Raw genomic sequence first — 13,487 nt, 5'->3', positions numbered from 1 at the left:
CGATTTCCACAGACTTCCTTCGATTCTTCCTGAAAGGGAATGACGATGTCGATCCTCGTCAATTACGCAACCATCACCAACGCGTCCACGGACGTGAAGTCCACCGCCGGCCGCATCAAGCAGCAGCTCGACGACCTCGAGGCCGCGGTCAAGCGTGTCGCCAGCACCTGGGAAGGTGAGGCGCAGGAGGGCTACCAGCGCAAGCAGCGCGAGTGGGACCAGACCGCTGCGGACCTGCACGCGACCCTGCTGAAGATCTCCACGGCGCTGCAGAGCGCCGCCGAGAACTACCAGGCCACTGAGAAGAGCAACTCCGCGACCTGGGGCTGAGCCCGTCAGCGACCCGTGGGACCTGAGATGAAGAGAATCGGCCCAGCTGACGCCACGGCGTCGGCTGGGCCGACCTCTGCTTCGGGGTCGTACACAACTTCTGCGGGATCGCGGGCAGCCGTTGTCGGTATGTCCGCAGCAAATCCCGCAAATCTTCACATGGATCGCGACACCAACTACACCCGCGACATCCACTACACCCACTACATCCGTCACAGACACATGACCCAGCTTCGAGAGAAGCAAGGAAGCCCTGGGGGCCTGAACATGGGGGGCCTGAGCGTGAAGGGCCGGACAGCCCGCTCGCGTAGCCGCAACAGTGGAACCCGCGCACTGCAGCGGGTTTTTGGCGTGCTTGCGGTGACGGGGATCTGCTGTGCGTCGGCGTCGGCGTCGGCGTCGGCGTCGGTGCCGGCGTCGTCGGCTTCCGCCGACCGGTCGGTACCCACGCGCCTCACGGCCGCGGGCGCCTCTGGTTCCAGCGGCACTGTCTTGGCCGGTGGTTCAAGCGGCACCGTCTCGGCCGGCACGGAATTCGGCCTGGCGGACAGCTCGGAATGCGTCTTCGGCGGCAAGGTCATCAAGTCCACGCCGTGGTCGCTCCAGCGGATCCTCCTGGACCAGCTGTGGGGGCAGGCGACGGGCAAGGACGTCACGGTCGCCGTGATCGACACGGGCGTCGACGCCTCCAACCGCCAGCTGACCAGCGCCATGGCCTCAGGCAGCAAGACCTTCGTCGACGGTGCCGCCACCAAGGACATCGAAGGCCACGGCACCCGGGTCGCGGGCATCATCGCGGCCCGCCCGCTCAAGGGCACGGGCTTCGTGGGCATCGCACCCGACGCCAAGATCCTCTCCCTCCGTTACACGGGCGGACAGGAGAAGCAGGGCGACGCGGGGACCATGGCCGACGCGATCCGATACGCGGTCGCCAAGGGCGCAGATGTCATCAACATCTCCTCGGACACCCAGAACAAGCAGGACGACCAGACACTCGCGGACGCAGTGAAGTTCGCGGTGGGCCAGGGCGCCCTGATCGTGGCTGCCGCCGGCAACGACGGCGCCGACGGCAAGTTCGCGAAGACTTACCCCGCCGCCTACGACGGCGTCCTCGCGGTCGCCGCCTCCGACCGCAACGACGAACGCGCCCCCTTCTCACAGTCGGGCGACTTCGTGGACGTCGCGGCACCGGGCGTCAGCATGGTCTCCACGGTCCCCCTCGGCGGCCAGTGCACGGCAGACGGCACGAGCTTCGCGGCGCCGTACGTCGCGGGCGTCGCGGCTCTGCTGAAGGAGAAGTACCCGAAGTGGAAGGCCGCCCAGATCGCCACCCGCATCGAGGAAACCGCCCAACGCCCGGGACGCGAGGCCGACCCCTACATCGGGTGGGGCGTCGTCGACCCGGTCGCCGCGCTGCAGGAGGAGTCCACACCGGGCGAGTCCCCGGAACCGGCCCCGCCGGTTGCGCCCGGCGCGGGCGGGGTCGTCCCTATGGCTGTGACCATGGGGGAGAGCGAGGCGGAGCGGGAACGCCGGGTAGCTGTCTATGTGTTGGGCGCGGGGATGGCTCTGGCGTTGGTGGTTGCGGGGAGTGGGGTGGCTGTGCGGGACTGGCGGGGGCGGCGGGTTGGCCAGCCCGGGCGGGCTCGACGGGCTGGGCAGTCCGTCAGTCGGCTTGGGCGATGATTGGGCACCGAGTGGGTGCTGACAACTTGAGGAACAGGGGAGAGGACAACGGGGTATGAGTAACGGAATGCGGGTTGATCTGAGCGCGCTGGATGAGGTGATCCGGAAGCTGTGGACGCTGCTGGATGACATGGACAAAGCGGGGCAGACGTCGCGGTATAACACGGAGATCACAATGGCCGCGTTCGGGAACAATTGCACGTTCCTGGAGGCGGGCGATCTCTTCAGCGCCCACAAAGAGGCGAAGAGTGATCTTGAGGGCGCGATCAAGGGACTCCATGACCTGATCGACAGATTCGGCAAGAGTACCTCCAAGGTGAAAGACAAGTACACCGAGCAGGAATACGCGAACAAGAACCAAATGGGTGGTGGCGGGGGAAGCTCGGACGGCGAGTTCGCAAGGTAGTCCGATCGAGAATCACCTACTAACGGAGGAGTTCAAGTGGCCGGTGACAAGGACCTGCCTAAGCCCGAGATCGTGAATGACGTCTGCGTCGCAGACCCGGGGCGACCTCAGACCAAGACTCAATTCATCAACTACTCGCTCAAAGAGCTCAAGGCGATGCTTGAGGGAACCAATCCGGGCCTGATTGAGGAGACGGGCCGTCACTGGGGAAAGGTCAATGAAATCCTTTCCGGTGGCGAAGGAGGGGGCATTGCTGGCTTGCTCGACAAGTCGGTCGACAATGTCCTGGAGCACTGGGAAGGGGAAGCGGCCCAAGCTTTCGAGCGGGCGGCACGCAAGATCGCGCAGAGCATCCGAAATGCGGCTTGGCATGCGGATCTCAACAGCTCTCAAATGGCCGACGCCGGCTCCCAGCTACGCAGGTTCAAGGCGCAGCTGGACGAAATCGAGGAGCCCAGTGGCTGGGCCAAGGTCGGTGATGCTCTCAGTGACTGGAAATGGGACAACGGCGAAGCAGTAGCCAACGATCTCCAGGACCGCAAGCTGACCGCTAAGGAAGTAGCGGAAATCAACGAGGGCAAAATTGGCGCGAGCCGTGAAGCCCAACTCAATGGTGTTGCTGTCATGGAGAACCTGGGCGCTCAGTACATGCGCATCTCGGGGAATCTGCAAAGGAATCGGGTAAAGGACCCCGGAGACGGGCACGTCGGGGAACCGAACCGTGACGTGGTGTACCCACCGCCGGTCACGGTACCGACGGGAGGCGGGTCCCGGCCAGGGGCATCAGGCACGGCCCCCAAGCCGTGGAGTGCAGGGCCGACCACGAACGTCAAGCCAGCCCCGAACGTGCCCCGTGACCAAGGCATCACGGGAGGCGCGCAGCTCCCGACCACCAAGACGAAGGTAGACAGCATCTCTCCCGGGCTGACGGGGACCGGGCCCGGTACCAGCACTGGCGGCCCCAGCGTCGGCGGGGGCGGTGTCGGGACCGGCGGGGCTCAAGGTCCGGGCATCATGGCTCCCGGCGGAGGGGCCGGGGTCGGACGCGGTACGGCCGGACGCGGCGGCATCGGCGTTGCAGGCGGTCGTGGCGGTGTGGCTGGTTCCGGTGCGGCAGCAGGTCGCGGTGCCGGAGGCCGAGCCGGTATGGGCGGTATGGGTGGCGCGGGAGCCGGTGCGGCTGGCCGAGGCGGTGCTGGCGCTGGTGGACGTGGAGCCCTCGCGAAGTCCCGTGGCGGTGTTGTCGGCGCAGCCAAGGGGATCACCGGGAAGGGCGCCGGCGGCGGCGCGGGCCTGCACGGCAGCCGCGGTGGAACTCAGCGTGGCGCCATGGCGGGTGGAATGGCTGGCGGTATGGGTGGTCGCAGCGGCCGGCGGCCCAACGACGAGAACAGCCAAGGGGACCGTCCCGACTACCTGGTCGAGGACGAAGAGACCTGGATCTCGGAAGAAGACCGCAACCGGAACGTACCGCGGACCATCGAATAGGCACGCGAGCGAGCCGTACGGAGAAACGTGCGGCTCGCTCGCATGAAGACTGGCGGAACCAGTCGTAGTTGAGTGAGGAGCAATTAAGTGAGTTTCAAGCGAGTCTGGTCTACGGCGGGAGTCGTGACGCTGACAGGAGCTTTGCTCCTCACTACAGCCCCAACGGCATCGGCGGACTACGTCAGAGATCAACAATGGGCCTTGAACGCATTCGCAGCAGACGATGTCTGGGCTGAATCCCAAGGGCAAGGCGTCACTGTTGCGGTTGTCGACTCTGGAGTCGATGCCAGTCACCCTGATCTGAGTGGCCAGGTCCTCAAGGGGAAGGACTTCACCGGCGGAGGGAACGCCCAAGAGGACATCATCGGTCACGGAACAAAGATGGCGAGCATCATTGCTGGGCATGGGCACGGCTCGGGAAATGATGACGGTGTAATTGGACTTGCGCCGAAGGCCAAAATCTTGCCGTTGCGCACTCTCCAGACGCGAGAAGACAGGAATCTGGATGAGACATGGGGAGCTGCAGTTCGATATGCAGTAGACCAAGGCGCGACCGTTATTAATCTCTCTTTCGGTAACGATGGTGGCGGTAAGACTCTAAGTGCGGGTCGGGATGCCATCGCGTATGCACAAGCGCACGACGTTGTAGTTGTTGCAGCCTCAGGTAATGAAGCGTCTGTTGCTGTAAGCGAACCAGCAGCACTGCCCGGGGTTGTATCTGTGGGTGCCGTAGATCAAGACGCCAACCTCTGGACAGACTCGAATACTGGAAAGGGGCTGACGCTCACCGCGCCAGGTGTGAAAATCGTCGGCGCAAATAAGACCATGTCCAATGGGTACGGCGAGTCCAGTGGCACTTCGGAGGCCACGGCCTACGTATCCGCTGCTGCCGCTCTGGTCCGCTCCAAGCACCCCGACCTCACCGCAGGTCAAGTAATCAACCGCCTGATCAAGACGGCCACCTTCGCGCACCACAAGGGGCTTAAGGCGCCCGACGAAGAATACGGCTACGGGATCGTGCGGCCCTACTCGGCACTCACGATGGACATCCCCGCCGGCTCCAAGAAGAACCCTCTTGGCCAACTCTCGTCGTCTAGTTCGACGTCCACTCAGTCATCGAAGGGAACGGACTCTTCGACCCAGGCAAAAAAGAAGAAGAAGTCCTCCTCCAGCAGTTCCCTCATCCTCATCGGCGGTATCGCAGCGGTCGTCGTAATCGGTGCGATCGTCTTCGTGGTAATCCGCAGCCGCCGCAACGGCGGTAACGGCGGCCCCGGTGCCGGCGGCGGAGGCTCCCAGTACCCGGGGTACACGCCCGCCCAGCAGGCGTATCCCAATTCCGCTCCGAGCCAGGGGTACCCCGCTCCCCCGGGACAGCAGGACCCCAACCCCTATACCCAGCAGCCTCCGCACCAAGGGCAGTAGGAGCAGTTCGCCCAGGAGAGGCTGTGGACTCGGACCTACCGGACTTGAATTCACAATCTGCTGCCGATGAAATGACATCGCGGACCGCGAACTACTTCGTCGGCATCTTGCTCGGGATTGCAATCGTCGCCCCTTGGTTGCTCTTCGTCGCGTCGATCATGTCTGGCAAGCTCGTGTGGCTGACAGCCCTCGATCTGATTGGTACGCGCGTTTGGGTCTCGTGGTCATGCTGCGCGGGTGCCGCGACGACAATCGCGCCTTGAAAAGGTGGGGGCAGGGACTCACGCGATGACCCTATTGCTCTCCCTCGTCGCACTCGCGATTTTGCAGTGACCTAGATGCCAAGAACGAGCAAGAACGAGAAGGGATCCTCTTCAATGGGCCTCGTTGTCCTTGCGGTTGGCGTTGTCGGCCTTGGAGCTGTAATTGGAGCCGTCGTCGTCTTCGCTGTAGCGCGTAGCCGTCGCAACTCCGGCACCGGCCAGGTCGGCCCTGGCACTGGAATCTACCCCCAGAACATTGGTTACCCGCCCCAGCAGCCGATCCACCCACCCGCTCAGCAGCCGTACCCGCCAACTCCCCATCAGGGATATCCCGCTCCTCCCGGACAGCCGCCCCAGCACCCCGGCCCCTACACCCAGCAACCCCCGCACCAGGGATAAATGCGCGAATGTCGCATGCAAGGGGCGCCCAGGTGCGGTGGATCATTCATCGTGCCCGTCAGTGATAGGGCTAGCGTTTGAGCTGCAAGTGCCAGGCACTCATCGGGGCGAGTGGTTGGAACAGCGGCCACGACTCCGATGACTGAACAGATCTCATCATGGTTGTTGGTCAACCGACCCAAGTACCGAACTACGGAAGGGGACTTATGAGCGGGGGATTCAATGTCGAGGGCGATGCCCTCCGCAAGTATGCGAAGGCTGTGGAAGCCGCAGCCGGCCGGATCGACGGCATCCGGACGCGTACACAGCAACTGGAGCTCACGCAGGAGACGTTCGGAAAGCTGCCCCAATCGGACGACCTGAAGGCTGACTACGACACTCAGCGCAAGGAGTCCGGCAAGGACCTCACCGACGCCGTCGACACGCTGTACGCAATAGCCGACGCGCTCAAGGATTCCGCGGCCGCATACGACGGCACGGAGATGGACAACAGGGGCATGATGGGCGGGGGCAACTGATGGGGGCGGGACAGGCGGCGGGCGATGCCCTGAGCCGGGTCAACTTCGCGCTGGACTGGAGCAACCCGCTCGCCGGTGTCCTCGACGAGATCATCCGGGGCATCATCAAGCAGTTCAACCTGGACGAACTCCTGGAGCAGGTCAGCGGAGACAACGAGCTCCTCACCGAGACCGCGATCAAGTACCGCAGGGCCGCCAATGACCTACGCGGTGTGGTTGATGACCTGGTCGCCGATCGCCGCACGCTGGCCACCCAGTGGGAGGGCGAGGCGTTCGGGAAGTTCGACGGGATGATGACCGAGTTCGAGGCGGCTCTCAAGGGCGAAGCCGCGGACATGGACACCACGGCGGAGCTGCTTGAAATGGCGGCCCAGGAGTGCGCCGCCGCCGAGCAGTTGATGCTCGATCTCATCGTCGAGATCGTGGAGACCGCGCTCGCGGCCGCCGCGACGACCGCGATCCTCTCGCTCTTGACGGCGGGCGCCGCGGCGGCCATCGGCCCGCTCATCGCGGCCGCGGGCATCGCCCACAAGGCGGCGAAGGCCGTGAAGATCACCGCGAAGCTGGCGGATGCCCTGGCAGACATCGCCAAGCGCATGCAACTGCTGCGCAAAATGGAGAAGGCACGGGATGCACTGCGTAAGGGGCCTAAGTACTTTAGTGGTGGCCTCAAGCGCTACATAAAAAAGGTAGATGAGCACGGCAATCCAATTCCTGAGCGCAATCTCAACGATCTGGCCATGTATGCGGGCTACAGGGTTGTGAAGAAGGGCGTGAAGGGCGTTGTCAAGGACGTCATCGGCGCGGACCCGGCCGGGGCGGTCCAGGATCGTCTGCTGGAGGACGGGCCGGGAGTGGCGGAGGAGCGTTACGAGTACCACCAGCGTCCCGATCCACAGAGTTTCGACGAGCGTACGGATGTGACTCCTTCGAGTGCGGCAAGGACAATCAGGGACGATTTCGGATGAGCAGAATGAACATGGCAGCCTTCGTCCGTGAGACGGTCGAGCGGGCGAGGGCGTTGGCGCCAGCGGGTGAAGCGCTGCGTGCTGATCACGGGGTCAGTTTGGCCGTACGGGCACCGTCGCCCGGCTATTATCGCCGTCCGCGCGTTCTGCGATCCGAGCGCCGTGCGCTTGGTGGCTGGTTGCTGCTCCCGGTGAGCTGGCTCTTGAGACTCCTTACTGCCACCTGGAACCCGGTCGAGCGGCTGGTCGAAGCGTTTACAGAGCGTGAGAAGAAGAGGCCGGGCAAGCCGTTTCACGGCGGCTGGAACAGCATGGCCGGCCATCTGGCCCGCGGCCTGGTGCCTCGGACGAAGAACCCGGCAAACCCGGCATCCGTGGTGATGCAGGTGACCGACCGCCGCCTGCAAATCGTGTACGTGTCTCGCGTGCGTTCCTTCACTGGCAAACCCGGGCTGGTTGAAGCGGGGTGGGCCACGGCTATTCGTAATGTGACCTGGATTCGGGATCGCGGCGACGTGGTGGGCGGCGACCACGAGATCGGCTTCGTCGATGGTTCGTGGTGCACGGTCCACTTCTGGGGTGAGGGGTGGAGCCGGATGTCGGACGCGTTCCCGCTCCGGTTGAGCCACCTAGACCCGATTCCGAACCTGAGATGAGCGGCCAGTTGGCCGTGAATTCGCCCGGGACCGACTCGATCGGTCCCGGGCTGTCGGCGATGTTGTGGTGAACAGCACCAGGCGAGTCGGACAGCGGAACCTGAACCGCTCCGGGATCGGTGGAGGCTCTATGCGTTGACTCCAGCCGCCGGTTGGGGCTGGTGTTGAGCGTAGTAGTTGGTCTCGTGCTCGTGGGGCTGGATATTGCCGATCGCCGTGTGGAGACGCTGGTTGTTGAACCAGTCGACCCATTCCGCGGTGGCGAGTTCGACGTCGGCAGTGCTCCTGCGCTCGTCGAGCATCTTCTGGGACTCGGGGCCGTTCGGGTCGTACATCACCGACCACTGACAGGGACTCCTGCTCCTGTCAGGCTTCGAAGCCAAGTCTCCTAGCCCGAACGACAGTTACGAACTCCTGTGGGTGACGGCTGGCGAGTTCGATCAGTTGACCTGGGATCCAAGTTGCAGTTCAGTTCAGCACTTTGAACAGTGATGTGCAGACGATCAAGCACGCCAACGAACTCGCCAACGCTACATACATTCGCCGAGTCTGGTTCCGGCGCCAGGCCCGAACGATGACGTAGAACCCCGTGTACATGCCGATCAGATTCAGCACGGAAAGCCAGACAAGGCTCAGGTTCCTCGTCGACACGTAGATGAAGACCCATGGGGACACAACGCCGAAGAAGATCAACGCGTTTCTGTAATAGTTGTACTGGCTTTGAGTAGGCCCCTCTTGTGGAATCGGATCTCCCATGTCGGGGAGTTCTGGCACAGTCATCCTGTTCCTCCGCTGCCTTGTCAACCAGGCCACGCAGCCTCAGCGCACGGTGCCGACGGTGCGCTCCCGGTGTCCGTCGGCCTCGGGGAAGCCACAGTGGCCCGGCTCGCGTTGCGTCTCGCCGAGCCACAGGTGCGGGGCGTGCTGCCGGATCGCCTCAACCAGGGGCTCCCGATGCCTGGCGTATTGGCCGTTGGTCGGGAAGCGATAACGCAGGCGCGGGAGGCCGGGGCGGATGGGCTCTTCGTCGCGGACCAGGGTCCACAGGACTGGGTCGTCGCGGTCGATCGGGCCCGTCGGGCACAGCTCGATCGAGTACTGCCTGCCACCCCGGTTGTCGGTTTCGCTCCAGTGGACGGCAACACCGGCGAGAGTGTCCCAGCGGATGGCACGCTCGCCATTGCGGGTGCGTAGCCACAGCCCCGCGTCGTCGACGCGAACGGCCAGGTGGTGAAGTGAGAGGGCCGAGCGGAAGATCTTGAAGCCCGAGTAGCCAAGGGTCGCGAAGAGCAGTGCCACGAGTCCCACCGGCTGGGGTTCGTTGCCGTTGAGCCCGGTGGTGATGACCACTGCCAGGACCACGCAGAAGGCACCCATCGCCATGAGGATCCCACCGAGCACGAACCCTTGCCGGGCGACTCTCCTGCCGTAGGGAATGTCTGTGGCGGTGGGGGCGGGACCGTGCGGAGGGATCGTCGACATGATTCGAGAGTCTATGCAGGCTGCCGAAACACGGCCCACCGGACGTCTGGCAAAAGTGCCGGGTAGAGGTAGGGGCCACGTGCCGCGTTGGGTGCCGTATGGGCAACAGCCAGTGGTGTGGGTGTGGCTGCTGCCCGGGGACGGGCCGGGATCGCCGGCACGGTCTGCTGCGGCGACGGCACGCGGCTCAGCTGGTCGACTCCTGCTGACCCTGCCGCGCGACCTACGCGGCAATGACCTCGCACCACACGTACTTTCCCCGGTTGCCGTTTCTGGACAGCGGCTGCCACCCCCATACGTCAGCACAGGCGCTGACGAGCGCAAGACCGCGGCCTCCCTCCGCGTCGACCAAGTCGCCCAGCTTCGATGGAGGTTCGGGCGGCTCGGGGTCGGCGTCCCAGGCGCCGATACGCAGCACACCGCCGCGCCATCGCAGGCGCAGGGCGGCGGGTCCCTTGGTATGGCGTACGGCGTTGGAGACCAGCTCCGTCGCGAGGAGTTCGGCGGTGTCGACGAGGTGGATCAAGCCGTGCATCGTGAGGATCAGGCGGACGGTGCGGCGACAGACGGTGACGGCGTGGGGGTCGTTGGGGATGTGGAGGGAGTACTCCCAGGGTTCGTTTTGAGGCATGGCTGAACTCCTGTCGAGAGAGGGGGGTTGGCAGCTTGCTGCAGGAGGGCGGGCGGTGGCAGTGCCGCAGCCGTCATGGCAGGACGGGGCGGTGCGCTTCCGGGATCCCAGCAAATCCACAGCGTGTGCGTTGCGTCACTGACGGTAGACTTAATTCTTTAAGTTGTGCAAGCCGGTCGCGTAATCTGCCCCCGAACGGGCAGCGCTTCCAGGCGCGTTGAGAGGAGCGGTAGATGGCATTGAGGAGCGAGCCAACGGCACGTCAGATGCGCTTGGCCGTCGAGCTGCGGAGGCTTCGTGACTCGGCAGGACTCGCAACCCGAGAGGCGGCGGCTCTGCTCGGCGTGAGCGCTCCTCAGATCAGCCAGATCGAGGCGGCCCTCGCCGGCGTAAGTGAGAAGCGTCTACGCCGCCTTGCGGCCAACTATGCTTGTCCGGATGCAGAGTTGATCAACGCCCTGGTGGTCATGGCGACCGACCGGACGCGTGGCTGGTGGGAGGATTACCGAGGAATCCTGCCAACGCAGTTCCTGGATCTGTCCGAACTGGAGCACTACGCCAGTTACCGGCGAGACGTGGACTTCCTGCATGTTCCGGGCCTTCTGCAGACCGAGAACTACGCCCGATCGCTCTTCTCCTACGTGAATCCGGAGTTCCCGGACAGCGAGGTGGAGCGCTGGGTGGAACACCGGATGAAGCGCCAGATCATCATCGAGCACCCTGACCCGATCCCGTACGAGACCGTGATCCATGAGGCGGCGTTGCGCATCAGAACCGGCGACCGTGCCACGGCACGGACTCAGCTCGCCCGCATCCTGGAACTCTCCGAAGCGGACCATGTCACCGTGCGCGTCATCCCCTTCGAGCTGGATGGCTTCGGGGGAGCTGGGAGCACCATGGTGTATGTGGGTGGCCCAGTCTCCAAACTGGACACCGTGGTGCGCGACGGGCCCAACGGCCCCGTGTTCATCGACGCTGAAGCCCAACTCAGCCGCTATCGAACGCTTTTCCGTAGGGTAGAGGCGGTGTCACTTGAACCCGAGCGTTCGCGTGACTTCATCTACCGGCTGGTGAAGGAGCTGTAAGGACATGACCTCCCCCGACACCTGGCAGAAGTCATCTTTCTCCGGTGGTGGCCAAGGTGACGCCTGTGTGGAGATAGCGAACTTCTACACTCGAGTCGCGATACGCGACTCGAAGGCCCCGGCTCAGGGCACGCTCTCCTTTCCGGCCGAAGCCTTCACGGCGTTCATGAGCAACCTCAAAGCCGACACTGGTTGTGACACCGACGCACCGTAGGGTGTTGTTGGCTCGACCAGCCCGGGGGAGCACACAGCCGGAAGCGGCGCGTCATCAGGGACCGCAGTCGCGGCCCGCGTCGCACTGCCAGTCGGAGAAGCCACCTTCGCGGGGATGGTCGATGTCGTGGTCGAACAGGAGGAACCCCCAGGCCACCCAGGCGATGAACGCGATGCAGAGGGCGAGTCCGGACCACAGGGCCAGCCTCTTCAGAAGGCCGCCGGGCCCCGCCTCGTCCTCCTGGACGCCGGGTCCGTTCCCGTTGTTCCCGTTGCGGACGTCGTTCGGGAGCGCGGGAGGTGTGGTGCCCTCCGACCCCGGCCGCGGCTGTCCGGCGGGTGTGTGCCGGCCCTTCATACGCGGGCCGTCATCTCGCCGGGCGAGCCGGACATGCCGAAGTCCCGGGCCATGGCGGAGTAGGTATTGTCGAGTTCCCTGCTCCCGGTGGGCTTCGGACCGGTGGCGTACAGCGCGTTCAGCGCCGGTCGCATCTCGTCCCGGTTCCGGGGGAGCTTCCTGACGAGGCCGTCCAGCTCCGAGGTCTCCACCTTGCAGCCTGCTCGCATGGCACCGGTCTCCCTCTGTCTCGCAAGGCGCGGGTCATCTGCCGCCGCGACACGTTATCCAACAGGCCTCGGGCGCCCCGTCGGGGTTTTCCCGTTCGCAGAACTTTCACGACTTCTTGCGAGGTAGATTCCGGCGTTCGTGCTGAGCAGACACCGGACCATCAGGGCAGGAGCCTTCAATGCGATCGCTATACGAGTTCCAGGGGGGCGGGACACGCCTTGCGTCTGCGAAGGTCATAAGCTGTCGTGAGATTAGCGGGGGCGCCGAAAGGTATGCGAGTGGCTTTAGTTGGGCTTCGCAGCAACCTGGGCGAGTCAGTTGAGATGCGGGCTCTGTCACCGGAGGCCGGACCACCCATCGTGCTCCCTCGCAGATAGACCTGTGAGAGGGAAGAACTGATGTCTTATCCCACGCCCCCGGGGGGCGGCAACCCGTATGGGCAGCCGCCCCCGCAGAGTGGTTGGCAACCGCAATGGCAGGGGGCAGGCCCTGTGCAGCCGCCCACCCCGGCCGCGCCCCCCGGGGCCGCCGCCGATCCAACCGGGGCCGTCTCAGTACGGTGCGTACGCCCCGCCCGGGAGCCCTGTCCCCGGGAACCCCATGGGGGCGCAAGTACCCCCCTCGGGTGGGGGCGGCACTGCCCGAAAGGTCATCGGCGGTCTGCTCACCGTGTTCGGCGTGCTCGGTATGCTCGGTGGCGGAGCGCTGGCGGCTCACGCGTACAGCAACGCCGGGCAGGAGACACCGAATGACGAGTACGGCAACGTGATGTGGCGCGACGAGCCGGTGGATGACTTCTTCCCGATCACACTCGGCGGCCGTGGCGGCTACAACGGCGGGCTGTACGACCCCAAGCGGGCGATCTGGAATCGCGTGGGGATCTCGCCGGAGACCGACTGCGACAAGGGCCTCACGCGTTATACGTTGAAGGCTGCCAAGGACAACGGCTGCAAGGCAGTGTTGCGCGCTACGTACGTCGATCCCACCGCGAACATGGTCGCCACCGTGGCTGTCGTGGTGTTGCCCGAGGGACCCGAGAGCGGGCCGAGGGAGAAGGTCTACGCGGCCTACCAGGACCATCTCTACGACGATGGCGTAGTTACTCCGTACGCGGTGCCCGGCACGCTGGCCGCCAAGTGGAAGTACCGGAACGGCTCCGCCCTTTCGCCGGTGGGTGGCGAGAACATGCCGTATGTCGTGGCGGCCAGCGTCGGCTCCGTCGACGGTTACATCGCGGGCGATCTGCCTGGCGAGTGGAGCGACGACAGCGACACGGACCGCGAGTCCTGGAGCGCCAACGCCGACGACCTCGTCACTCTCTTCCGCGCTCATATGGACCGCCTGCAGAGGGGAGACACGCAGTGACCAC

The 13,487-nt window shown here is 64.7% G+C and carries 18 protein-coding genes and 1 pseudogene; 12 read left to right on the top strand and 7 right to left on the bottom strand.

Annotated elements, in window-relative coordinates:
- Positions 1-39: 39 nt before the first annotated feature.
- From ADL12_RS13570 to ADL12_RS13545, 6 genes are all read left to right on the top strand, one after another.
- Entirely contained in the window at positions 40-330 is a 291-nt protein-coding gene (locus ADL12_RS13570) for a WXG100 family type VII secretion target (protein ID WP_062701981.1), read from the top strand.
- A 492-nt stretch (positions 331-822) separates the two neighbouring features.
- A complete protein-coding gene (gene mycP, locus ADL12_RS13565) occupies positions 823-2,016 on the top strand; it encodes a type VII secretion-associated serine protease mycosin (protein WP_244187892.1) in 1,194 nt (397 codons plus the stop codon).
- Between the two features lie 55 nt (positions 2,017-2,071).
- The gene (locus ADL12_RS13560) at positions 2,072-2,422 is read left to right on the top strand and encodes a hypothetical protein (RefSeq protein ID WP_159053161.1); all 351 of its coding nucleotides are present in this window, start codon (positions 2,072-2,074) and stop codon (positions 2,420-2,422) included.
- Positions 2,423-2,458: 36 nt separating this feature from the next.
- On the top strand, positions 2,459-3,910 hold the full coding sequence (locus tag ADL12_RS55535; RefSeq protein ID WP_208614537.1) for a hypothetical protein: 1,452 nt from the start codon (positions 2,459-2,461) through the stop codon (positions 3,908-3,910).
- An 87-nt stretch (positions 3,911-3,997) separates the two neighbouring features.
- Entirely contained in the window at positions 3,998-5,335 is a 1,338-nt protein-coding gene (mycP, locus tag ADL12_RS50290) for a type VII secretion-associated serine protease mycosin (RefSeq protein WP_244187891.1), read from the top strand.
- A 23-nt stretch (positions 5,336-5,358) separates the two neighbouring features.
- Entirely contained in the window at positions 5,359-5,598 is a 240-nt protein-coding gene (locus tag ADL12_RS13545; protein WP_062701973.1) for a hypothetical protein, read from the top strand.
- Positions 5,599-5,709: 111 nt separating this feature from the next.
- Here ADL12_RS13545 and ADL12_RS53940 read toward each other — a convergent pair whose 3' ends face one another.
- Positions 5,710-5,979, bottom strand: coding sequence for a hypothetical protein (locus ADL12_RS53940; RefSeq protein ID WP_159053160.1), 270 nt, complete (start codon positions 5,977-5,979; stop codon positions 5,710-5,712).
- A gap of 224 nt (positions 5,980-6,203) precedes the next feature.
- Here ADL12_RS53940 and ADL12_RS13540 point away from each other — a divergent pair, with 224 nt between their 5' ends.
- The 3 genes from ADL12_RS13540 to ADL12_RS13530 are packed head-to-tail and all read left to right on the top strand — an operon-like array spanning position 6,204 to position 8,139.
- Positions 6,204-6,515 carry a WXG100 family type VII secretion target gene (locus ADL12_RS13540; protein ID WP_062701971.1) on the top strand — a complete coding sequence of 104 codons (312 nt, stop codon included), beginning with the start codon at positions 6,204-6,206 and terminating at the stop codon, positions 6,513-6,515.
- Positions 6,515-7,483: a WXG100 family type VII secretion target gene (locus tag ADL12_RS13535; RefSeq protein WP_062701969.1), complete on the top strand. Its 969-nt coding sequence runs from the start codon at positions 6,515-6,517 to the stop codon at positions 7,481-7,483. The genes ADL12_RS13540 and ADL12_RS13535 overlap by 1 nt, the downstream gene beginning before the upstream one ends.
- On the top strand, positions 7,480-8,139 hold the full coding sequence (locus ADL12_RS13530) for a hypothetical protein (protein WP_159053159.1): 660 nt from the start codon (positions 7,480-7,482) through the stop codon (positions 8,137-8,139). The genes ADL12_RS13535 and ADL12_RS13530 overlap by 4 nt, the downstream gene beginning before the upstream one ends.
- Positions 8,140-8,267: 128 nt before the next feature.
- Here the strand turns inward: ADL12_RS13530 and ADL12_RS56415 are convergent.
- The 4 genes and pseudogenes from ADL12_RS56415 to ADL12_RS13510 all read right to left on the bottom strand — a co-directional run.
- A pseudogene (locus ADL12_RS56415) lies at positions 8,268-8,426 on the bottom strand (integrase core domain-containing protein); the annotation flags it as partial.
- A 181-nt stretch (positions 8,427-8,607) separates the two neighbouring features.
- On the bottom strand, positions 8,608-8,919 hold the full coding sequence (locus ADL12_RS13520) for a hypothetical protein (RefSeq protein WP_062701963.1): 312 nt from the start codon (positions 8,917-8,919) through the stop codon (positions 8,608-8,610).
- A gap of 39 nt (positions 8,920-8,958) precedes the next feature.
- Positions 8,959-9,621 (bottom strand): hypothetical protein, encoded by a 663-nt coding sequence (locus ADL12_RS13515; RefSeq protein ID WP_063806659.1) that lies wholly within the window; start codon positions 9,619-9,621, stop codon positions 8,959-8,961.
- 223 nt (positions 9,622-9,844) lie between these two features.
- A complete protein-coding gene (locus tag ADL12_RS13510; RefSeq protein ID WP_062701959.1) occupies positions 9,845-10,252 on the bottom strand; it encodes an ATP-binding protein in 408 nt (135 codons plus the stop codon).
- Between the two features lie 233 nt (positions 10,253-10,485).
- On the opposite strand from ADL12_RS13510, the gene ADL12_RS13505 reads away from it, so the two are divergent.
- Positions 10,486-11,337: a helix-turn-helix domain-containing protein gene (locus ADL12_RS13505; RefSeq protein WP_062701957.1), complete on the top strand. Its 852-nt coding sequence runs from the start codon at positions 10,486-10,488 to the stop codon at positions 11,335-11,337.
- Positions 11,338-11,341: 4 nt separating this feature from the next.
- Positions 11,342-11,551 (top strand): DUF397 domain-containing protein, encoded by a 210-nt coding sequence (locus ADL12_RS13500; protein WP_062701954.1) that lies wholly within the window; start codon positions 11,342-11,344, stop codon positions 11,549-11,551.
- 54 nt (positions 11,552-11,605) lie between these two features.
- Here ADL12_RS13500 and ADL12_RS13495 read toward each other — a convergent pair whose 3' ends face one another.
- Positions 11,606-11,908, bottom strand: coding sequence for a hypothetical protein (locus tag ADL12_RS13495; RefSeq protein ID WP_062701952.1), 303 nt, complete (start codon positions 11,906-11,908; stop codon positions 11,606-11,608).
- A complete protein-coding gene (locus ADL12_RS13490) occupies positions 11,905-12,117 on the bottom strand; it encodes a hypothetical protein (RefSeq protein ID WP_062701950.1) in 213 nt (70 codons plus the stop codon). The genes ADL12_RS13495 and ADL12_RS13490 overlap by 4 nt, the downstream gene beginning before the upstream one ends.
- 679 nt (positions 12,118-12,796) lie before the next feature.
- Here ADL12_RS13490 and ADL12_RS13485 point away from each other — a divergent pair.
- Positions 12,797-13,483: a hypothetical protein gene (locus tag ADL12_RS13485; protein WP_159053158.1), complete on the top strand. Its 687-nt coding sequence runs from the start codon at positions 12,797-12,799 to the stop codon at positions 13,481-13,483.
- Positions 13,484-13,487 lie beyond the last annotated feature (4 nt).

The organism is Streptomyces regalis, assembly GCF_001509475.1.
GTDB classification, from domain to species: Bacteria; Actinomycetota; Actinomycetes; order Streptomycetales; family Streptomycetaceae; genus Streptomyces; species Streptomyces regalis.
This window is presented reverse-complemented; position numbering and strand designations above follow the sequence as displayed.